This window comes from Pseudomonas sp. PAMC 25886 (assembly GCF_000242655.1).
Classification (GTDB): Bacteria; Pseudomonadota; Gammaproteobacteria; order Pseudomonadales; family Pseudomonadaceae; genus Aquipseudomonas.
On the sequence record NZ_AHHC01000031.1, the window covers coordinates 51229 to 72973 of the forward strand.

18 protein-coding genes are annotated in these 21745 nt (G+C 61.4%); 5 read left to right on the forward strand and 13 right to left on the reverse strand.

The genetic code is table 11. The features are described 5' to 3' along the window. Positions 1 to 8 precede the first annotated feature (8 nt). Entirely contained in the window at positions 9 to 1415 is a 1407-nt protein-coding gene (locus MUM_RS0109755; RefSeq protein WP_010169422.1) for an NAD(P)/FAD-dependent oxidoreductase, read from the reverse strand. Between the two features lie 49 nt (positions 1416 to 1464). After that, on the reverse strand, positions 1465 to 2280 hold the full coding sequence (locus tag MUM_RS0109760; RefSeq protein ID WP_010169424.1) for a helix-turn-helix transcriptional regulator: 816 nt from the start codon (positions 2278 to 2280) through the stop codon (positions 1465 to 1467). A 260-nt stretch (positions 2281 to 2540) separates the two neighbouring features. Between MUM_RS0109760 and MUM_RS0109765 the strand changes: the two genes are divergently transcribed. Further along, on the forward strand, positions 2541 to 2813 hold the full coding sequence (locus MUM_RS0109765) for a DUF1652 domain-containing protein (RefSeq protein WP_003217129.1): 273 nt from the start codon (positions 2541 to 2543) through the stop codon (positions 2811 to 2813). A 44-nt stretch (positions 2814 to 2857) separates the two neighbouring features. Here the strand turns inward: MUM_RS0109765 and MUM_RS0109770 are convergent, their stop codons facing one another. Beyond that, entirely contained in the window at positions 2858 to 5317 is a 2460-nt protein-coding gene (locus tag MUM_RS0109770; RefSeq protein ID WP_010169430.1) for a UvrD-helicase domain-containing protein, read from the reverse strand. Between the two features lie 217 nt (positions 5318 to 5534). On the opposite strand from MUM_RS0109770, the gene MUM_RS0109775 reads away from it, so the two are divergent. Beyond that, a complete protein-coding gene (locus tag MUM_RS0109775) occupies positions 5535 to 6230 on the forward strand; it encodes a pirin family protein (RefSeq protein WP_010169431.1) in 696 nt (231 codons plus the stop codon). A gap of 169 nt (positions 6231 to 6399) precedes the next feature. On the opposite strand, the gene pgm is transcribed toward MUM_RS0109775, so the two are convergent. From pgm to MUM_RS0109795, 4 genes are all read right to left on the reverse strand, one after another. Beyond that, positions 6400 to 8046: a phosphoglucomutase (alpha-D-glucose-1,6-bisphosphate-dependent) gene (gene pgm / locus MUM_RS0109780; RefSeq protein WP_010169432.1), complete on the reverse strand. Its 1647-nt coding sequence runs from the start codon at positions 8044 to 8046 to the stop codon at positions 6400 to 6402. Between the two features lie 106 nt (positions 8047 to 8152). Continuing rightward, complete coding sequence (locus tag MUM_RS0109785; RefSeq protein WP_010169433.1) at positions 8153 to 9559, reverse strand: aminotransferase-like domain-containing protein; 1407 nt, start codon at positions 9557 to 9559, stop codon at positions 8153 to 8155. 24 nt (positions 9560 to 9583) lie between these two features. Beyond that, positions 9584 to 11005 carry a hypothetical protein gene (locus MUM_RS0109790; protein ID WP_010169434.1) on the reverse strand — a complete coding sequence of 474 codons (1422 nt, stop codon included), beginning with the start codon at positions 11003 to 11005 and terminating at the stop codon, positions 9584 to 9586. 658 nt (positions 11006 to 11663) lie between these two features. Further along, the gene (locus MUM_RS0109795; RefSeq protein ID WP_010169435.1) at positions 11664 to 12686 is read right to left on the reverse strand and encodes a zinc-dependent alcohol dehydrogenase family protein; all 1023 of its coding nucleotides are present in this window, start codon (positions 12684 to 12686) and stop codon (positions 11664 to 11666) included. A 248-nt stretch (positions 12687 to 12934) separates the two neighbouring features. On the opposite strand from MUM_RS0109795, the gene MUM_RS0109800 reads away from it, so the two are divergent. Continuing rightward, a complete protein-coding gene (locus tag MUM_RS0109800; RefSeq protein WP_003217142.1) occupies positions 12935 to 13849 on the forward strand; it encodes a LysR family transcriptional regulator in 915 nt (304 codons plus the stop codon). 73 nt (positions 13850 to 13922) lie between these two features. On the opposite strand, the gene MUM_RS0109805 is transcribed toward MUM_RS0109800, so the two are convergent. Continuing rightward, entirely contained in the window at positions 13923 to 14864 is a 942-nt protein-coding gene (locus MUM_RS0109805; RefSeq protein WP_010169436.1) for a GlxA family transcriptional regulator, read from the reverse strand. 127 nt (positions 14865 to 14991) lie between these two features. Here MUM_RS0109805 and MUM_RS0109810 point away from each other — a divergent pair, with 127 nt between their 5' ends. Further along, on the forward strand, positions 14992 to 15723 hold the full coding sequence (locus tag MUM_RS0109810) for a DJ-1/PfpI family protein (RefSeq protein ID WP_010169437.1): 732 nt from the start codon (positions 14992 to 14994) through the stop codon (positions 15721 to 15723). A 68-nt stretch (positions 15724 to 15791) separates the two neighbouring features. Here MUM_RS0109810 and MUM_RS0109815 read toward each other — a convergent pair whose 3' ends face one another. The 4 genes from MUM_RS0109815 to MUM_RS0109835 all read right to left on the reverse strand — a co-directional run bounded on the left by MUM_RS0109815 (position 15792) and on the right by MUM_RS0109835 (position 19872). Further along, a complete protein-coding gene (locus tag MUM_RS0109815; protein WP_010169438.1) occupies positions 15792 to 16625 on the reverse strand; it encodes an oxidoreductase in 834 nt (277 codons plus the stop codon). A gap of 268 nt (positions 16626 to 16893) precedes the next feature. Next, entirely contained in the window at positions 16894 to 18786 is a 1893-nt protein-coding gene (locus MUM_RS0109825) for an FUSC family protein (RefSeq protein ID WP_081480064.1), read from the reverse strand. Next, positions 18765 to 19673, reverse strand: a complete 909-nt coding sequence (locus tag MUM_RS0109830) for an efflux RND transporter periplasmic adaptor subunit (RefSeq protein ID WP_010169442.1) — start codon at positions 19671 to 19673, stop codon at positions 18765 to 18767. The genes MUM_RS0109825 and MUM_RS0109830 overlap by 22 nt, the downstream gene beginning before the upstream one ends. Positions 19674 to 19683: 10 nt before the next feature. Beyond that, positions 19684 to 19872 (reverse strand): DUF1656 domain-containing protein, encoded by a 189-nt coding sequence (locus tag MUM_RS0109835; RefSeq protein ID WP_029615829.1) that lies wholly within the window; start codon positions 19870 to 19872, stop codon positions 19684 to 19686. A 136-nt stretch (positions 19873 to 20008) separates the two neighbouring features. Between MUM_RS0109835 and MUM_RS0109840 the strand changes: the two genes are divergently transcribed. Next, positions 20009 to 20794, forward strand: coding sequence for an AraC family transcriptional regulator (locus MUM_RS0109840; RefSeq protein WP_010169445.1), 786 nt, complete (start codon positions 20009 to 20011; stop codon positions 20792 to 20794). Here the strand turns inward: MUM_RS0109840 and MUM_RS0109845 are convergent. Beyond that, positions 20791 to 21696 carry a LysR family transcriptional regulator gene (locus tag MUM_RS0109845; RefSeq protein ID WP_010169447.1) on the reverse strand — a complete coding sequence of 302 codons (906 nt, stop codon included), beginning with the start codon at positions 21694 to 21696 and terminating at the stop codon, positions 20791 to 20793. The two genes, MUM_RS0109840 and MUM_RS0109845, sit on opposite strands and share 4 nt — an antisense overlap. Between the last annotated feature and the right edge of the window lie 49 nt (positions 21697 to 21745).

Consider the following 21745-nt stretch of genomic DNA (forward strand, 5'->3'; position numbering starts at 1 on the left):
GAAACGACTTAGTGCATGAAACCTTCCATGAACCCGGCAACCCCGCTGGCCAACTTGCGGCGCCACGGCGCGGTGTTGGGGTTGGCCAGCACCTGGTCCTCGTGGACAAAGCTGCGAATGATCGCGTTGTAACCCAGCCAGCGGCAGGGTTCCGGCTCCCAGGCCTTGAGCCCGTCCAGCCGGCCCGGCTGGATCACCCACGGCTGCTGCACCAGCGGCGTGTCGAGCCCCAGGATCAGGTCGGCCAAAGTGCGGCCGCCCAGGTTGCTGGCTCCTACGCCCTCGCCGCCGTAACCACCGGCCAGGGCGATGCCTGCCGCGTGATCACAGAGCATGTGCGGCTTGAAGCGTCGGGACATGCCGAGGTTGCCGCCCCAGGCGTGGGTGATGCGGACTTTCTTGAGCTGCGGGAAGAGTTCACCGAACAGGTAGCGACGCAGTTCGATTTCGCTGTCGGTGAGGTCGAAGTTGTGCCGCAGCTTGCCGGCAAACTGATAGCCGCCACGGGCACCGAACACCAGGCGGTTATCGGCTGAACGCTGGCCGTAGGTGACTTGTCGACTGCTTTCGCCGAACGCCTGGCCGCGGTTCAGGCCGATCTCATCCCAGGTGCTGGCCGGCAACGGCTCGGTGGCGACGATCAGGCTTTGCACCGGCAACTGATAGCGCCCCAGCGGCGCCAATGTCGTGGCATACCCCTCCACCGCCGGCACCACCCATGAGGCGCGCACCGACGCTTTGGCCGTGCGCAGGCTGCCGGATTGCCAGTGGGTCACGGGGCTGTTTTCGTAAATCGTGACGCCCATCTGTTCGACCACCCGCGCCAGGCCACGCACCAGCTTGGCCGGGTGAATCGTGGCGACGTGGGGGGCATAGATGCCGCCGTAGGGCTTGGCGATGCGGATGTGCTCGGCCAACTGCTGCGGGCCGAGCCAGCGGTAATCGTCGTCGGTCAGGCCCTGGGCGTGGAGTTTGGCCAGGTAGGCCCGCAGGCTGGCTTCCTGTTCGGGGTAGCGCGCGGCGCAATACAGCACGCCGCCCTTGCGGTAGTCACAATCGATGCCTTCGCGCTCAATCACCTGAGCCACTTCATCAGGGATTGCATGCAGCAGGTCGAACGAGGCCCGGCGCTGCTCCGGGGACAACCCTGCCAGCAGCCGGTCTTCCCCCAGCAGGTTGCCCATCAACCAGCCGCCGTTACGCCCCGAGGCTCCGAAGCCGGCGGTTTGCGCTTCGATGATCGCTATCTTCAGCTCGGGCGCCTGGCGCTTCAGGTAATACGCGGTCCAGAGCCCGGTGTAGCCGGCGCCGATAATGGCCACGTTGACGTCCAGGTCGTGCTCCAGGGACGGGCGCGCCACCAGCGGCTCGTCCAACTGGTCCATCCATAAACTGATATTGCGCCATGCAGGCATGCCAAGCTCCACCACCACACTTCGATGGCAGTGATCCTAGAGCCTGGCCTCAGGGGTTGTCTTGCGCGCGTGCACGCAGGGAAATTTGTTTGACGTAGGCCTTGGGCGACTGGCCGGTGTGCTGGCGGAAGCAGCTATAGAACGCCGATGTCGAATTGAAACCGGCGGCAAACGCCAGTTCATCGATGCGTATCGGTGGCGTGGCGTTATCCAGTGCAGCGAGCAAATGCTGGAGGCGCGCCTGGTTGACGTAGCGGTAAAAGCTTTGGCCCAGCACCTGGTTCAACAGGTAGGAAATCTGGTTGCGGCTGTACCCGCACTCCTTCGCTACCCGTTGCAGGTCCAGTTCGGGGTCCAGGTACGGTTGCTGACGCTGGAAGTACTGTTGCAGGTCGTTGGCCATGTAGCTCAGTTGCTGGGGCGACAGACCCAGGCGGCTGACGGTCGGGCGTGTGGTCTCGCTGCGGCTGGCGGACTGTTCGTGCACCAGGGACGCGTATTCGTTGACCCGCCAGATCAGGCCGTCGCGCACGGTAATGGCTTCGCTGGTGCGAAACGACACCAGCCCCTGGCCGCCGCGCAACGTGATGCGGTATTGAATGAACGCTGTGTCGCCGTCGGCGCGGATGCGGTCGGTGTGCTCGATCGCCTCATCGGCGCCACGGGGCATGCTGGCTTGCAGATACTCGCGCAGGTCCTCTGCCCCCACGACGCGGTTCTGGAAGAAATCGTGGTACTGGATGTCCGGGTGGTAGTACGACATCACACCGTCCAGGTCCCGGTGTTTCCAGCACAGATGGTGACGCAGCACCAACTCGCCAGTGGCTTGGGTTTGCTGGGAGTCATCCGGGATGAAGTCGGGCATGGAGCGCTCTAAGGCTGGGACAGCCTGCGAGCTTGCCCAACTTTTCAGGCCGGTTCAATGCCCATTTGACAGTTCTGACTAATGGCCTTTAGCCCATTACCACGTAGGACATGACCCACATCAAACTTCCTGAAAACAACTGCCGAACGGGGCCAAAAAACTCCCCTGCCGGATGCGAACGAATGCTATTTTTAGGGCTCACGACGGCCAGGACCAGTGACGGTCATGGCGCCCCTGCAGCGAGCTAAAGGAAGCGCTCAATGAACAAGGTGGGCAACATGAATAAAGTGACGTTCCCCAACGCCTGCCAGTTGATGCGCTGGCATTTTCATCCCATGGGCTTTGAGGCGAGCATGGACGCTCCCGGCAGCATGATCGCCCGCCTGTTCGACCGCGCCAGCGGAGAAACCCTGATTGCGATTGCCGGCATTCCCTGCGCCACGGTAATGAACGCCGCCGACGTGGAGCGGATCATTGAAGCCGTCGAGGATGAGCTGGAGTCGTTTGTGCCGCCGCTGTCGTTGCGGGCTTAGTCGCTGCGGACATAAAAGAAGGGCCACCCTGGGGTGGCCCTTTTTCATTTTCGCTGATCATCAAAAAACGCTTTGTCCCCGGCCACCCGGTCCGATGCTTTCGGCACATTCACCCCTTGGCCGTCTTGCGCTTCGACATACCAGTAGCAATGGCTCACCGCCCGGGTAATCCCCACATAGGCCAGGCGCAGTACTTCGTCTTTTTGCGCGCTGTCGTAAGGCTCGGTATCGCCGTCCTTGCCCAGGCCCGCCATGCGGTAGACCTGATTCTTGTACGGCGAACTGGTCAAATGCTGGCAATCTCCCAGCAGGAACACCGCATCCGCCTGCAAGCCCTTGGCGCTGTGATAGGTCAGTTGCTTGAGCCGACGGGCATCGTACGGCAAGCTAGAATCCAGATTAACTACAGACTGAATATGCTCTTGTATCAATAGCTTATCGCTGCTTTTTCGATACAGCATTAATATCGAATCACCCTTTTGATAGTGCGCCAGCAGTTGCTGGCCCAGGGCCGCGTCATCCCGGTCACGCACGGTCACCGGCACCAGCGCCTTCGGGGTACCGCTCGCCTTGGCTTTCTTGCCGCTGATGGCCGGGGCGGCCCGCACGATGTGTTCGGCGGCATCGATAACGTGCTGATGGCTGCGGTAGTTCTCGCCCAGCATCACCCGTGTGGTCGCCGGAGACGGGAATTCCTTGTTGAATTCCATGAAGTACTTGGGCGAACTGCCCCGCCAGCCATAGATCGACTGCCAGTCATCCCCTACGCACAACAGCGAAGAACGCTGGGCGCCACGCCCTACGTGCATGGCCGGGCCACGGCTGCGAATCTCCCGCAGGCTGGCGCGGATCCACGAGACAATCTGCGGCGACACGTCCTGGAACTCGTCGATCATCAGGTGCGACATCGGTCGCAGCAGGCCGTCGCTCAGCAGCTTGAGGTTTTCCGGGGTGTTTTCGCCAAACAGCGAGAACATCCGGTTATAGGTCATGACCGGTGGCGACTGGTCCAGCAGATGATCTTCCAGGGCTTTCCAGAAGATGCTCAGGGCCTCGAAGTAAAAGCGGTCCGGGTCATCCTTGGCAAAACTCATCTTGCCCACGGCCGTGGGCACGTCCAGCCCCAGGTTTTCGATAAACCCGGCGGCGGCGACAAAGCTGTCTAGCAGTGGCGCGGAACTCAGCTCGCCCTTGACCTTGTAATCGAAGCCCGGGCCCGCTGTTGCGTCGCCCGCCAGACTGCTCAAAAGCCGCTTGGATGAATCGTAGCTTTCAAGCCATATCAATGGTTTACGACAGAAAGCTTGAAACAGCGTGCGCTTGACCGCCCACTCTGCGCGTACCGACAGCTTTGAGCCCGGGCGGCTGACCTGGGCGTTTTCCCGAGGGTCGAAGCCGAGTACCACCCAGGCATCGAGTTCGGCGATGTAGCCGTGGCAGTGAAATTGCGCACCGTTGATATCGAAGGTCTGGCGATTGGGCTCAATCCCCTTGATCGGCCAGGCGCCCGCGCGAAACCACAGGTCTTCGATCACATCGCAGAGTTCTTCATCGCGCTTGGCCGCCAGTTCGGTCACGGCCACGCGTTTTTGCACGTCCGGATGGTCGCGCTCCAGCTCCTTGAGCTGCAAGGCATGGCGCGCCAACGGGGCAATCAGCTCGCGGAAGCGTTCGTGACGGCCGTGCAGCTGGTGATAGCAGGCGTTCAACTGCTGGCGCTGGGCGTCGTTGATGCGCAGTTCGAACGGATTGCTGTCGGCTTCATCAAACCCCGCTTCGGTGCGGGCGTTGAGGTTCTCAAAGGCTTGCAGGCGCTCAAGGCCCGGCAGGCTGCGCACCATCGGCAGAATGCGTGAGTGAAAGGTGCGCACCACCGCTTGTGCTTCTTTAATGCCAAGGGGTTGGCCCCACAAGGCGAGAATGTCCATGAGCTTGTTGATGAAGTCTTTGCGCGACTCGCGGGTGAAGGTCACCACCGTCATCGAGCTGAGTTCAAAGCCCAGGTAATGGGTCAGCAGCAGGATACGCAGCACCAGCGAGGTGGATTTGCCGGCGCCAGCACCGGCAATCACCGAAGTGGACGGCGTATCGCTGAAAATCATCTTCCATTGGGCCGCGCTTGGCTGCGCATGCGCCGGCAACAGGCGCGCCACATCGGCCTTGATGCGTTTTTTCAGCTCGGCGGTCAGCGGCAGGCGCCAGTCGTCGAACAAGTCGTCGTCGACGCCCGGCGCGGTGTGTTCATCCGGGCGGAAGTCGCGAATCAGCAGGACCTGGCGGCCCTCTTCAATGCCATCCGCCTTGCCTTCCTGGTAACCGTACTCCACACCAGCCGTGTGGCCGCTGCGAAAGCCATCGGCCTGGCCATGCAGCCATGAAAAACGGTGCTGGGCGCGCAGCCGCGTCAGGCCGTGTCCGAATAATCGGGCGGCAAGCCGTTTCAACAGGGGCATTTCGGCCAGTGGCCGCAGTTCGGGAGGCAGATCGGGGGTGTGTTGCGGCACGCGGACTCCTGCGATGCTTTAACTCGGACAAGAGCCCTATGTTCGCCGCAAATGCCCCTCAGTTCCAGCCAATTACTTTGCGCTCAGGCAGTTAGGCGATGAAGTGAAGACAAGCCCTGAGCATCGGCATCGAAGCATTCGATAGGAATCCTGCATTTTTTACGCTTTTTATCGATCTGGCGCTGATGGATCATGGCCCCATCCACAGGAGACGATCATGCTTGAACTTCGACCTTTCAACACTCTGGGCGGCGCCAATCACGGCTGGCTGGACGCTCACCACCACTTTTCCTTTGCCGAATACCACGACCCCAAGCGTATGCACTGGGGCAACCTGCGGGTATGGAACGATGACCTCATTGCACCGGGCACCGGCTTCCCGCAGCACCCGCACCGCGACATGGAAATCATCACCTACGTGCGGGAAGGCGCCATCAGCCATGCCGACAACCTGGGTAACAAGGGCCGTACCGAGGCTGGCGACGTGCAGGTGATGAGCGCAGGCACCGGGATCGCCCACAGCGAATACAACCTGGAAGCCACGCCGACGAAGATTTTCCAGATCTGGATTATTCCCAACGAGGCAGGTTTACCGCCGTCGTGGGGCGCCAAGCCGTTTCCGAAAGGTGATCGCGAAGGGTTTGTGACCCTGGCCAGCGGCAAGGCCGGAGACAGCGAAAGCCTGCGCATTCGTGCCGATGCCCGCCTGGTGGCGGCCAACTTGAAAGCCGGTGAAAGTGCCGAGTATCGTCTGGACAACGGGCGTCGGGCGTACCTGGTGCCGGCGACCGGGGTGATTGAAGTCAATGGCTTGCGTGCACACGCTCGAGACGGTGTGGCGATTGAGGATGAGCAGATGTTGCGGGTGACTGCCGTTGAGGACAGCGAGATCGTGTTGGTCGACCTGGCTTGACTGAATTTAAATGTGCTGAGGGAGCTTGTGTGGCGAGGGAGCTTGCTCCCGCTGGGGGCGAAGCGGCCCCGAAATCCTTGGAGCGCTACGCGCTCCAGCGGGAGCAAGCTCCCTCGCCACAGCAAGCTCCCTCGCCACAGGTTAATCAGTCACAGGTGCAATTGGGGTGTCAGTTAGACGAGATCGCCCCGTCCACCAACACCTGCGCCTCTTCCACCAGTTGCTTGAGGTGATCTTCACCGATAAAGCTCTCGGCGTAGATCTTGTAGATGTCCTCGGTGCCCGATGGCCGCGCGGCGAACCAGCCGTTTTCGGTCATGACTTTCAGCCCGCCAATCGCCTGGTCGTTACCCGGCGCGTGGCTGAGAATCTGCTGGATGCTTTCCCCCGCCAGTTGCTTGGACGTCACCTGGTCCGGCGACAACTTGCCCAGCAAGGCTTTCTGCGCCGGTGTCGCCTTGGCGTCCACCCGGATGGCGAACGGCTCGCCCAGCGCGTCAGTCAAGCCGCGGTAGATCTGGCTCGGGTCCTGGCCTTTGCGTGAAGTCATTTCTGCGGCCAGCAGTGCCGGGATCAAACCGTCCTTGTCGGTGCTCCAGACGCTGCCGTCCTTGCGCAGGAACGAGGCGCCGGCGCTTTCTTCGCCGCCAAAACCGAGGGAGCCGTCGAACAGGCCGTCGGCAAACCACTTGAAGCCCACTGGCACTTCGTACAGGCGGCGGCCGATGCGTTTGGCCACGCGATCGATCAAGCCGCTGCTGACCACGGTCTTGCCCACGGCGGCATCCGCGCGCCACTCAGGACGGTTCTGGAACAGATAGTCGATGGACACCGCAAGGTAGTTGTTCGGGGCCAGCAAGCCGCCGGTTGGCGTCACGATGCCGTGGCGGTCGTGGTCCGGGTCGCAGGCGAAGGCCACGTCGTAACGGTCCTTGAGGCCGATCAGGCCTTGCATGGCGTAGCTGGAGGACGGGTCCATGCGGATCTGGCCATCCCAGTCGACGCTCATGAAGCGGAAGGTCGAATCGACTTCGGTGTTCACCACGTCCAGGTTCAGGCGGTGATGCTCGGCGATGGCCGACCAGTAGCGCACCCCTGCTCCACCCAGTGGATCCACGCCCAGGCGCAGGCCGGCGTTGCGGATCGCATCAAAGTCGATGACGTTGACCAGGTCGGCCACGTAGGTGTTGAGGTAGTCGTGGCGATGGGTGGTGTCAGCCTTCAGCGCCTGGGCGTGAGTGATGCGTTTGACCCCGGCCAGTTTATTGGCCAGCAGTTCGTTGGCCTTGGCTTCGATCCATTTGGTGATGTGAGTATCGGCCGGGCCACCGTTAGGCGGGTTGTACTTGTAGCCGCCGCTTTGTGGCGGGTTATGGGAAGGCGTGATCACGACGCCGTCGGCCAGGCCGCTGGTACGGCCACGGTTGTAGCAAATAATGGCGTGGGAAATCGCCGGTGTCGGGGTGTACTCATCGCCTTCGGCAAGCATCACGTGCACGCCGTTTGCCGCCAACACTTCCAGGGCGCTGGCGCCCGCCGGGGTGGACAGCGCATGGGTGTCCAGGCCAACGAACAACGGGCCGTTGATGCCTTGGGCCTCACGGTACAGGCAGATGGCCTGGCTGATGGCAAGCACGTGCCATTCGTTGAAGCTCAGGTCGAACGAGCTGCCCCGGTGCCCGGAGGTACCAAAGGCGACGCGCTGGGTGGAGATCGCTGCATCAGGCTGGCCGGTGTAATAGGCCGTTACCAGTCGCGGGATGTCTACCAGCAGTTGAGCTGGTGCCGGCTTGCCCGCAAAAGGACTGAGAGTCATGCATAAACCTCTGAAAGAGAAGGATTCGGAAATAGAGTGCAGTTTACTGGGAGTTGGACTGCTCCGCGACGTTATAAATCCTACAACAATCAGCGATATTTCATTCTCATTCGGTCTGCGCCTGGGTCAATGCCAGGGCCAGGTCGCTCAGGGCGTTCCCCAGGTTGTACGCCCCGTCGAACGTGTGACTGAGCCGCAGGTGCTGGCGATGCAGGCCACTGATGCTGAACAGCTCGCCTGGCGCTATCACCACCTGCTGGCCGAGCAGCCGTTGAAACACCTGGCGCATGTCCACCGCCGCCCGGGAGCGCAGCCAAAAGGTCGCGCCCGCCGCCGGCATTTGGTAAGTCACGTGATCCCTCAGGTGCTCGTCCAGGCGCTGACTCATTCGCCAGGCCTGCTCCTTGAGCTGGGGTCGCAACTCCCGCAGATGCTGGTCGATCCGCCCGCTCTGATAGAGCCGGGCAATGGCTCGCTGGCGGATGGACGACAACCGGAACGCGCGCAGCAGGAATTGGCGCTGCAACTCGTTGCCGAGGTGGCGCGACAGCAAGTATCCAAAGGGCGCTTCCGGGCCGAGCACCTTCTCGAAGGTGGAAAACACCATCAGTCGCTCGGGGTTGGCCAGGTCCCGCAGCGCAGTGATCGGCTGTTCGAAGCCAAGGTCGCCATGGCTGTCATTTTCTAACAACCAGCACCCGTGCCGGTCCAGCAGCCGTACCAACTGCATGCGGTCATGGTTGGACAAGAGCACGCCCGACGGCAGGCTGACGCCTGATGACAGCAGCGCCAGTTGCACCGGCTCATTGTTGAGCAACTGCTCCAGCAGCGTCAGGTCCAGGCCGTCGTCCGCCGTAACCGGCAATTCGATGATCCTCACGCCCGCCCCCTGCAACAACCGCAGAATCAGCCAGTCACAGGGTGATTCCACGATAACGGCGGCGCCCTTGAGCCCCAGCACCTCGATCAGGATTTCCAGCACCCCGCGCAGGTCGGCGCCGATGTACACCTCGTCCGCCTGCCAACAACGGGTGGGCGACGAGGTGTAGCGCGCCGCCAGGGCCGCACGCAGTTCCCAGACGCCGCACGGCTGCGACCATGGCTGCAAATGGCGTGGGTAATGACGCAACAGTTCGCGTTCCAGCAGCAACAGCGCCCCGTCCAGAGACACCCCAAGCGCCGGCTCGTCGGCGCTGAGGACCAGCATGCCTGGGCGCCGCGCGTTCGCATAAAGCCTTTCCAGCAGGTCACCACCGTTGCTGCCGGGCGGTTTATTCAGCACCGGCCAGGCGTAATAGCCCGACTTGGCCACTGAATAGACCCGGCCTTCCTTCTCCAGCAGTGAATACGCGTATTGAATGGTCGAGATCGACACGTTCAGGCGTTCCGACAGTTGTCGCAACGACGGCAACTTCACCCGGGCATCGGTGCCGACCTCGCTGATGAGGTTGATCATGTAGCGATACACCGCCTGGTAGGCGAAGTCGGTTTGCCTGTCATCCTTGAAGCTCATCGCCGTTCACCCACCGTCACCCGCTTAACGCCCGGACAGTTGGCTGGTTGCAACGGCGGGCGCGTCTTGTTGCGGCGCCGTGGCCATGCACGCCACTTCAGTGGCAGACCGCTTGCGATAAAGGTGTTGCAGCAAATCAATGGGTAACCCGCTGATGTCGGTAGCCCATTGCCCCAGCATCTCGGCCACCGGCTTGCCTTGCAGTGCCTTATGCAGCTCAGGGAGTGCCACCAGCATGCCGGGGTGGCATTGGCGCAAAAAGCTGTCGAGGCGTTCGCCGTGACGGATAAACGGCGAAAACATCAGGCAGTTCAGTTGATTTTCGTCCAGGCCAAACAGCTCCTGAACGTAGTCGGCCGCCAAGGCGCGCCCTTCCTGGGTCGCCGCCTGGGCAATCAGCTGTTCGGGCATCTGCTTGCGCCGCATGAACGGCGTGGCCTGCTGCACAAAGCCCGCTGCGCCCTCCGCATAGTCCAGTTCCCGCAGGCACTCGGCTTGCAGGCCGCACAGGTGGGCCATCAGCAACGGATTCACGTAGGTCGGATGACTGTAATGAAAGCCGAACTCGTCCGGCTGGTAGGCCAGAAACTGCCGCACCAAAGGCCCGGACGAGTATTCGACCGCTTCCATCAGGTCAGCAATGCCGATATAGGCGATGTGGCGGTGGTCGTCCTTCTCGGACATATCGGCGACATCGTAATGCTCGCCGTACAGGTCGCAGTAATAGCCGTTGCTCCACTCGTCCATGCGCGCGAACAACCCGCTGAGCACCAGGGGTTCCCGCGCGGGGACCGCTACGCCGGCCGACAGTGCAGCCTTCTTCAGCCACGCCAGGTACGCACGCTGCTTGCGTGAGGAATCACCGCTGACCAGTGCATGCACGCCGCCATTCCAAGTGCTCACGCGCTGGTAAAAGTCGCCAAGGGCCAGGTAGCCGTCATTGCACAGCGTCTGGCGAAGATCCCCAGAGGTCAGGTGGCCCACCATCAACAGGTTGCGCCGGCTGGTATCGCGCGCTGCGCCGGAGGCCGGCCGCAGATGGTTGAACGGCAACACCTCCTGATTCTCCACCATCAGCAGTTCGACACGCGGATCGTCATGCAGAAACAGCGCGCTGTAGCCGCGATGCAGGGTGTCCAGCGCGGTTTGCGTCATGCCGGCATGGCGCAAGGTGGCGACGCGCAATTGAAAGGTGCGCGGCGTGCGGCCCGCAAGGGTCAACTGTGCCGCACGCAGCAACGCCAGTGCATAGCTGCTGCCGGCGCCTGTGCCGTGGGCGACCAATACCTTGTACTCACCGATCCGCTCCATGCCACCTGCTGCCACGACGATGCGTTGAATCAACAACTGAAGCGAGGTGCGTTCTGTTCGAGAAAAATGCCCTACCAGGCGTTGCAATACTTGTTGATAGACATAGTTCATGGCTTGCTCGTGAATAGCGCTCATAGTTCTACTACCTGAGTTGAAATATCAGTTTCGGGCAACCGTTAACGGCACTTGCCGGACCTGTTGTTTCTGTAGGGGGCGTTGTCTATTGCAACATGTGACATTCAATGAAGATTAGCACCGGGCCATACCCGCCGAGGGCACTTCGAGGGGCTTCCAGCCCCCGGAAACGCCTGGCATCGCGGCGCGCAGCTCAACCGGGCAGCCCTAGGAACGCTCTTACAACTTCCTACGCTGTTTTAACTTGAAAACTAAAGAAGCATCCGACACAAGCAACTTTAATAATGGCTTTCCGCCGGAACAGGCACACGGAACGTTATTGGGTTTAACGGATGCACAGGGTGATTTCAGATATTCAATCATTGCTCAATCCTTGAGATGAAAGTGACCGGGCAATTATCAGCGCTTGAATAATGATTAACAGATACAGAAGCCGAGCTAAAACCAGTTCAGATGGGCGCATGCAGTGGGTCTGGAGCGTCCAGACACGACAACGCCGCGCTGGGATTCAGGGCGGCGTCAGGGGGAGGCAGCTGATTTACCGGGCTGAAACGCTTAAGTCCCGGTTTAAACGGCGAGCAGGTTAAATCCTGTCAAATGGCGCATTTGCCCCATGCGCCCAGGGGCAGGAATACTCCCTTGAGAATATTCCCACAGATCAAACAGCTTCTACCTGCAAGGCAACACGCTCGCGGCATGGACATTCATCCATATAGCGGTGCGCTTCGACGAATTGGCTGAAGGGAAATACCGTGGTTTTCAGCGGTACCAGCACCTTGTCGGCCGTCAGTTGGTTGATATCACGCAGGGCGCGCTGCAAGGCCACCTGGTCCTGGATGATGCCCAGTTCCGGTTTGCCAGTGAAGTTGCCGATACAGTGCACAAAGAACTGAATGTTCTTCTGGAACGCCGCACAGGCCGGGAATGGCGTCTGGTTGCCACCTTGCAGGCCATACAGCACCAGGCTGCCACGGGGCGCCAATACGTCGCCCAGCAGCGACATCTGCGGGCCACCCAAGCCATCGAACACCACGTCAACGCCGCGGTTATCGGTGAACTTGTTGACTTGCATCAACAGGTCCTGTTCTTCGGTGACGATGACCTTCTCTGCCCCGAGGGACAGCAGGTACTCACGCTCGTCGCTGGTCTTGGTCGCGGCAATCACCCGTACACCCAGGGCTTTGCCCAGTTGCACGAACGACGGGCCGGCACAGTGGCTGGCGTCTGTCACCAGGGCGAATTGCCCGGGTTTGACCCGCGCCAGGTCCATGTACGCAAAATAGGCAATCAGCAGCGGCGTGTAGTGCACGCTGGCTTCAATCGGGCTCAAGACATCCGGGTAACGGGTCAGGGCCGAACGGGGCAGGACGATCTGTTCGCCATACACCGGGTAATCATTGGGGCTTTCGGCCGGGAAGCTGGCGACCTTGTCACCCACTGCCAGGTCGTCGACACCCTCGCCAACCGCCACGACCACACCGGCCATTTCATGGCCCAGGCCTGATGGCAGGCGGGCATGGGACGACGCCAGGTTCTGGCGCCACAGGATGTCGTACCAACTGATGCCAATCGCCTCGACGCGCACCTGCACTTCGCCCGGTGCGGGCTTAGCGGCTGCATGCTCTTCGCATTTGAGCACCTCGGCCGGACCAAACTTGTGAAAACGGATCGTGCGGGACATCGCAAACCTCGTCAAAGTAACCTCTATTGCCATGAACTCTATCTGGGCTTTCGGAGCAAGACCACCGGTCGCCGTTAATAGTCGACATGCCTGTCATTGATTCCGCACGTACGGAAAACGTACCAAGCCATGTAGGAAAACTGAATTAGCCGGTGCAGAGTACCAGCCTTTCCCCGTAAGATTCATGCCGGTCATTGTTCTTATATGACCGCTCCCGTCAAGTTTACTGACGCCGCCTGGGACACAAGATGAACCGTAACGACCTGCGTCGTGTCGACCTCAACCTGTTAATCGTATTCGAAACCTTGATGCATGAGCGCAGTGTGACCCGCGCTGCCGAGAAATTGTTCCTTGGCCAGCCGGCCATCAGCGCGGCGTTGTCGCGCCTGCGCGGCCTGTTCGACGACCCGCTGTTCGTGCGTACCGGGCGCAGCATGGAGCCGTCAGCCCGTGCGGTGGAAATCTTCGCCCTGCTCTCCCCGGCCCTGGACTCGATTTCCACGGCCGTCAGCCGCGCGTCCGAATTCGACCCGGCCACCAGCACCGCCGTATTCCGCATCGGCCTGTCCGACGACGTCGAATTCGCCCTGCTGCCCCTACTGCTCAAACGCCTGCGGGCCGAAGCTCCTGGCATCGTGCTGGTGGTGCGTCGGGTCAACTACATCTTGATGCCCGGCCTGCTGGCCTCCGGGGAAATCTCCATCGGGGTGAGCTACACCACCGATTTACCGGCCAACGCCAAGCGCAAGGTCCTGCGCCGCAGCAAACCGATGCTGCTGCGGGCCGACAGCATGCCGGGCTCCATGAGCCTGGACGACTTCTGCGCCCGCCCCCACGCCCTGGTGTCATTCGCCGGGGACTTGAGCGGGTTTCTGGATGAAGAACTGGAAAAACTCGGCCGCAAGCGCCACGTGGTGCTCGCGGTGCCGCAGTTCAATGGGCTGGGGACATTGCTGGCGGGGACCGATATTGTCGCGACCGTGCCGGACTATGCCGCTGAAGCGTTGACTTCAGCGGGTGGCTTGCGGGCTGAGGAGCCGCCATTGCCGGTGCGCACGTTTGAATTGCACATGGCGTGGCGCGGTTCCCAGGACAATGATCCGGGGGAACGTTGGTTGAGGTCGCGGATTCAGATGTTTTTTGGCGATCCGGATAGCCTGTAATGGAATCCCCCGCGACGGCGGCGTCATCTTCGTTTGCCGGAAACAGCGCCGGCATGGTTCTGCGATGACAACGTTAGCTTGCCGAGTTGAAACGACGCCGGTACTCCGTGGGCGTGAGGCCAACGACTCTCCGAAACCGTGAACGGAAGGTCACCGCAGACCCGAATCCGGAAAGAAATGCCGTTTGATCAATCGATGTCTCGCTCTCCTCAAGCAATGCACGCGCTCGATCAATACGAGCGGTGAGAAGCCACTGTAGAGGTGTAGTCCCGGTCTGTTGTTGAAATCGCCGAGCGAAGGTGCGAGAGCTCATGTTGGCACGCGCCGCAAGATTGTCGACCGTGTGTGAACTGTTCAGATTGTCCCGTATCCATTCGATCAAGGGCATTAAGCTCGTTGAGGAGCCTGGAAGCTCCTGACGAATGAACTGCGCCTGACCACCGTCACGGTAGAGTGGCGCGACCGCTAGACGGGCAGTGTTTGCCGCAACAGACTGACCATAATCGCGTCGCACGAGATGCAAACACATATCCAGTCCTGCTGACGCGCCGGCCGAAGTCACGATGCTTCCTTCATCGACGAACAGAACATTAGGTTCTACTTGTATCTCTGGGTGAAGCCTGGCCAAGTCCTCGGCGAAACGCCAATGGGTGGTAGCGCGTTTTCCATCAAGAAGACCGCTCGCGGCAAGGATAAAAGCCCCCGTGCAGATTGATACCAATCTTGCACCACGAACATATGCCTCGCGAAGGGCGATGCTTACTGCCTCTGGAACCTCTCCAAACGGGTCTTCACACCCTGGAACGACGATAGTGTGGGCTAGCTCAAGACGGTCGAGGCCGTACCGCACCTGCATATCAAAGCTTGCGGACCGAATTGTCCGCTCGGGTGCGCACACCTCAACCTCGTATGCGTTGCGGCCATCGACCTGGGAAGCCAAAGCGAAAACCTGATAGGCGATACCAAAGTCCAACGGCACCACGTCATTCAATACCAGAACCGCAATTTTATGCACGACGTTGGCCTCTGCTCTCACACTTAAAATAATTGGCAGTAAACGATCGCTTGATGTCGTTTAAGCCACTCACCTGTAGCGTCCAGCAGGAATACTCTTTCGTCAATTACGAAGAGAGGAGACGGTAATGCCTGATGAGATGAGCAATGCGATTGAAGACCGCCAACTGCAGATTGGCATGGTGATTTTTCCTGGTTTCACTCTGCAGGACTTGGCTGGCCCACAGACGGCGTTCGGCCTTCATGCCAAGACCCACATCATCTGGAAGACGCTGGAGCCCGTTCCCACGGATATGGGCGTCACCCTGAACCCCACGATCACGATTGATGACGTTCCAGATAACCTGGACGTGCTGTTTGTCGCAGGTGGTGGAGGAACGCCTGAAATCATGAAGGACCAGGAGCTGCTCGATTTTATTGCTCGCGCAGGAAAGACGGCCACCTATGTAACCGCCGTATGCACAGGCTCTGTACTTCTTGCTATGGCGGGACTACTGGAGGGCTACCGTGCAGCGACCTATTGGCCTTTCTACGCCCCCCTCATCGCACTGGGTATCGAACCGAGCTACGAACGGGTATGCGTCGACAGGAACCGAATCACAGGTGGCGGTGTAACGGCAGGTATCGACTTTGCGCTGAAGGTCATCGCCGAGCTCAAAGGTCGGGACGCGGCTGAGTTTACGCAACTCGTGCTCGAGTACGACCCGCAGCCGACAATGAGCTCGGGCAACCCGCGTACCGCGCGGCCAGAGATCGTCGCACAGATAACGGGGCTGTGGGGGCGAACTGACGAGGCGGTAAGAGTCGCGAATGAGCATATGGAGCGCCGAGCGCAGTTATCAAAACGGGCTCCCGCCTGATCGTAGTTCCGTGGCGTTGTTCTCGCCGAACCTCGATCAGTAAACCCGGACAGCCGCTGATCCACCGCTCAACCATCCGTAGACCGCGTGACTGCCTCCCACTGATCGATATCCCGCAGGGACTGCGCGAGTTTTTCCCGCACATAACCCAGCGCATCACTGCCCAGCAGCAGATGCGCCGGTGGGTTGTCGCTGGCAATCAGCGTCAACATCGCCTGTGCGGCTTTTTGCGGGTCACCCAGTTGGTGGCCGCTTTTCTCCTCCCGCGCCTGGCGCACCGGATCAAAGCTGGCGTCGTAGTCGGCAATACTGCGGGGCGTACGCTGCATCGAGCGGCCGGCCCAATCGGTACGAAACGAGCCCGGCGCCACCGCGGTGACAAAAATATTGAATGGCTTGAGTTCCTTGCTCAGGGTGTCGGAAATGCCTTCCAGGGCGAACTTGCTGCCGCAGTAGTAGGCAATGCCCGGCATGGTAATCGTGCCGCCCATGGACGTGATGTTGATGATGTGGCCGCTGCGGCGCTGGCGCAAGTACGGCACGAAGGCCTTGGTCACGGCCACGGCGCCGAACACGTTGACGTCGAATTGACGACGCATGTCTTCCAGCGGCGACTCTTCGAAAATGCCCTCGTGCCCGTAACCTGCGTTGTTCACCAGAACATCCACCGGCCCGAAGCGGGTCTCGACCTCGGCAACGACGCTGTCGATGCGCTCAAAGTCCGTGACATCGAGGATTACCCCGTGAGCACGCTCCGCGGACAACGCCTCAAAGGCTTGCAGCGCTTCCTTGTTACGCACGGTACCGATGACACGGTGACCGGCAGCCAACGCCTCTGCCGCCAGCGCCTTGCCGAAGCCGCTGCTGATGCCGGTGATGAACAGGGTTTTGTGAATACTCATGGGAGATGCCTCTCGGTTGACGTGCACCCATGGTAGTCAGCTAATCACTGTCGACCTATGCCGGTAAATCTATGAGCGTTGCCTATTCCTATCAGCTTCCCCAGGTGCCGGATGCTGCTCGCTCGCCCGACGCTCAGTGCGCTTTTTTTGCTCTTGCCTGAATTGCTGCTGCCAGCGCGCCAGCGCCTCAGCCCCGTCCGATGCCTGCACCGCGACTGGTGCAGACACGATCATCCCGAACAGCGTCCAGACTAGGAGTTGCTTCATTTCATCTCACCTTCGTTGTGTTGGCTGAAACCTGTGTGTAGTGGTCGAGCAACCCCGCTAGATCCTGGTAGCAAGCCGCCAGGTCGTGGGCGCCCAACCGGGTCAACGACTTCGATGTTCGCCGGGCCTGGGCCGCGCTGATCGCTGAATGGGAGGCATGCCTGGAAATGCGCCGGTTGCCGGTTTGCACGCACTGGGCGATGGATGAGTCGGGTTCCAGGTCGCGTGTCTTGCGGTGCAGCAACCTCAACTGCCGGCCCAATTGAAGCGACACCGAGCCGGCCTCATCGGCGCCCGACAGCGCCTGCAAGGCAACCATCCGGTGCTGTTGCGTTGCCTGCCACTTGAGCAGGTCCATGCGGTGCCCATGGCGAAGTAACCGGCGCGTGTCCTTGTGCAGGGCCTTCCTCAGGACGTGAGCGTGGCTGGCGGTTTTCCCCGGTATGAGCTGGAAGGCCAGCAGGCAGATAGCGATCGTCACCATCCAGGCGAATGCCTGATTGGCGAAGTCGGTGAAGTCGTATTGGGCGGTCCCGCCGGTGCCGACGAGGGTGTTAAAGGTAATCAGGTAGGCGATGCCTTGCAGGGCATGGCGCGGCCGGGTGGTGGCATGAATCCCGACCGACCAGAACGCAATCAGCACCACCGCGAGCAACCCGAACCCGCTGACATGGGGCAACAGCAGGAACTTGCACCCCGCCGCTGCCAGTATTCCGTAGAAGATTCCCCTGGCAAAGCTTGCGATGCCTTGCTCGGGCGCCGGGCTGATGGCCAGCAAGGTGCAGAACGGACCCAGTACGGCCAGCAAGGTTGGCCCCTGGTCCCAGCCGGTGAGGTACCAGACAGCCCCAGTCGCCAGCGTGGCCAGCAAGGCCCGCACACCGTTACGCACTGCGGCGCCGTAATGCCGGTGGAAGCCCACGGCGCGGGCCGGCGGTTGAGGCGCGCGCTCAAGGCAGGCAAAACTCGACAAGGCGCTGGCCAGGTCGGTCAGTTGTTCATTCAGGCGTTGTTGGCCCGTACTGCTTTCAAGGCTGGATTGCAGCGCCCGGACGCGGTCGGCCGCCACGGCAAACCCGGGCATGGCTTGCGCCAGTTGTTGCAGGTCCGCGCCGATTCGAGCCTGCGAAGGCAGCACACACTCGTCCAGCACCACGGCATGTAAGTACGCAAGCCCGGCCTGCAGGGTCACCCGCCTGGTGCGGATCAGGAATGACTCACCTCGACCCATCCCGAGCAGTTCGTCTACCTTGCTGATATCAAGGATGAGCGGGCCCGGCGCACTCGTCGCGTCTGCGTTAACCCGCGTGGCCAGCACACCCAGGGTGCGGGATGAGACGTCCTGAAGCGCCGTTTGCAGTTTGCGCTCCACGGTCTTGCGGCTGAACAGCGTGGCCACCAGGCTCAGGCTCAACACCCCGAGTACCACGGCGGTGCCCCGCCCGACGATATGCTCGAAACCTTGCTGCGGCGCGACAATGGCCGGCCCCAGGGCAAGACAAACGGTGTAGCCGGCAACCACTGCCGCCGTGGCCTGGTAGTGCCGAAGCACGGTCATGGCACCGACACAAAGGCCGAGCCACACCCCGATCCCGAGGATAAACAGCAGCATTTTCTGGGCGAACAGGCTGATCAGCACCAGCGCGACAGCCAATCCCACCAGGGTGCCCAGCACCCGATTGAACCCCTTGCCGACCACCGCGCCCTGTAGCGGGTGGATCAGCAGCAACACCGTTGAAGCCGCCGAGAACGGCGAGTCCAGGTGCAATTGGAACCCCAGCCACAGGGCCAATGAGGCCGCCATCAGACTGCGTACCACGTAGCCCGATGTAGCCGGTTCCCATGCCCCAAGCATGCGCAGCGCCCGGACCCTCACATGAATGCCTGGAGCCATTGCACAAGCCTCCAGCGCGGTGCGGTCCCTGCCTCCGCGACCTCGACGCTGGCGGTCATCCCCGCTGCCAGCTCTACGTCCTGCGGCACGGTGTCCAGTTCAATCCGCACCGGCACGCGCTGGGCCAGGCGTATCCAGCTGAACGTCGGCGCCACTTGGGGCAAGCCGCTGTTACTGCGCAACTCGTTGCCGTCAGCAATGCCCCGGCCCATGCTCGCCACATGCCCTTCGAGCAGCGGTGCAAACCCCATGAGTTTGATTGACGCCCTGGCACCCACCCGGATACCGGCCAGCTTGGTCTCCTCGAAGTAACCGGTGACCCAGAAGCTATGGCTATCGACCACGAAGATATTGGTCTCGCCCGCCGCCGCGTAGTCACCCGGCTGCAGGCGCAATTGGGTCACATAACCGTCGACCGGCGAACGAATGGTGGTGCGGTCCAGGTCAAGCCGTGCATGGGCCAATTGGCTCTGCGCAGCCTCCAGGCGCGCCCTGGCTACGGCGAAGTCCCGGGCCGCATTGTCGGTTTCCTCCCGCGCGATGGCATCGCCGAGCTGATTGCGGCGTTTGAGCTGTGCGCTGCGCTGCTCGAACACACTGCGCGCTTCGGCAAGCTCGGCCATGCGCTGTTGCTGGGCCAGCAGGTAGCTGCTGCGGTCGATCTGGTACAGCAAGGCGCCCTTGGCCACCCACTGGTTGTCGCCCACCTGCAGTTGTTCCACCTGGCCGGACACCTCGGGGGCAATCCGGATGACTTGCGCGCTGACACGCCCGTCCCGCGTCCAGGGTGCCAATTCATAGGCGCGCCACAACTGCGTGCAGAACAGCAACGCCGTGAGCCCAAGCACCAGGGTGACGAGGGTCTTGAGGATGTGTTTGAGGGTCATTGCGGCGCCCTCAGCACTTCAGGACAAGGGTCGAGAGCACGATCAGCGACACAAAGAAGCGCGCCAGGCTCGGGTGCCAGGTCCAATCCAGCCAGCGTTGCAGGGTCCGCTCCAGCAGCCCGTACACCAGGGCGGCAACCCCCACGTAGAGCAGGAACGGAGGCAGGTAGAGGTGGGCAATCGTAATTTCGCTGAGCATCGGTTGAATCTCGCAGTCGGCAATCACCTTGATGGCCTTGGTGACGATGGTAGGGACTGCAAGGTCCTGCCGATATTGAGTATGCTGCCAGCATATAATCAAATTCGGACAATCGAGGCGACAGGGCGTGGGCGAGATGAAGCTTCAAGGAATTGATCAATTCGAACTGGACAGTTTCGCCCAGCCCGCCGTCGCGCTGATGCTCGGCAGCCAGCGCAACGACACCGAATTCCCCGTGCACAGCCACCGCAAAGGCCAGTTGGTGGTGGCGTACCACGGCGGCATCGTGTGCACCGTAGAGGATGGCGTGTGGATGGTGCCGTCGGGCTTCGGCGTATGGATTCCCGGCGGTGTTGCCCACAGCAACCGGGTGACCGCCAACGGCAGGATCGGCTTTCTGTTTGTCGAGCCGGGCGCCGCCGCGTTACCGGAGAAATGCTGCACGCTGGTGCTATCCCCGCTGGTCCTCGAGCTGATCCTGCACCTGAGCGCCCAGGCCCAGGATTATCCGCCGGCGAGTGCCAATGCCCGCGTGGCGAGCGTGCTCCTGGAACAATTGGAGCTGGCCCCCTCGGAGCAGTTGTACCTGCCACTTCCCGCCACCACGCAGTTGCGGTTTATCGCGCGCGGCCTGGCCCAGGACCCGGCCAATCGTTGCACCATGGCCCAATGGGCACGTCAGGTCGCCATGAGCGAGCGATCCCTGGCGCGCCTGGTCAAGAACGAAACAGGGCTGACATTTGGCCAGTGGCGCAAACAATGGCAAATCATCGTGGCCTTGCAGAGCCTGGCCGAGGGCGAGTCGGTGCAACGAACCGCCGAGGCGCTGGGGTACGAGTCGGTCAGTTCGTTCATCAGCATGTTTCGCAAGACCCTTGGCTCGTCGCCGGCGCGCTACATCCGCGGTACCGCAACGCGCTAGCCCCCCACCTGTTCAGCCAGCAACACCGGCAGATGCGCCTGCAAGAACGCCACCCACGTCCGCACCTTGGCATCCAGAAAGCGCCTCGACGGGTACACCGCAAAAATGCTCCGTTCCCTTAGCCGATAAGCGGGCAACAGCCGCACCAGCGAGCCGTCGCGCAACGCCGGGGCTGCGCTGAAAAACGGCAACAGGCTGATGCCCATGCCCTCTTGCGTGGCCTTGACCATCGCATCCGCGACATTGGTCCTGAAGGTGTCACCCGGCGCAATCGCAATCTCGCCCTCCTCGCCCTTGAACAGCCACGCATCTTCCTGGAAATCCTGAAGATGCAAGCGTCGATGTTGCATCAACTGCTGCGGATGCTCGGGCACGCCGTACCTGGCCAAGTAGCCCGGCGCCGCACAGGGCACGCTGAACAACTGCCCCACCGTTTGGCTGACCAGCGCCGAATCCGGCAATGAATGGGCGATGGAAATCACCACGTCGTGGCCCTCTTCCAGCGGGTCCGGGTTGTGCTGTGACAGGGTCAATTCCATGCAAACGTCCGGGCAGTGCTCGCTGTAGCGGGCAATCAACGGCGTGATCAGCACCCCCAAGCCGCTCATGCAATGCACCCGCAACCGCCCGCGCGGGTTGAGGTGGGCGCCACTGGCTTCTGCCGTGGCTTCTCTCACGTCCTCAAGAATGTCGCGGCAGCGCAACAGGAACCGCTCGCCCGAGTCTGTAAGGCTCAGGCGCCGGGTGGTGCGCTGCAACAGGCGGGTCTCTAGGTGTTTTTCCAGCTCGGCGATCAACCGCGACACGTGCGCCCCGGACATGCCCAGCGCCTGCGCCGCCGCCGCAAAGCTGCCCGTGTCGACAACCCGGGCAAACACCTGCATGCCATTGAGCAGGTCCATCAGCGCTGCCCCTCGATTGCTACCTGATCCGTACGAGTCATTCACCTGT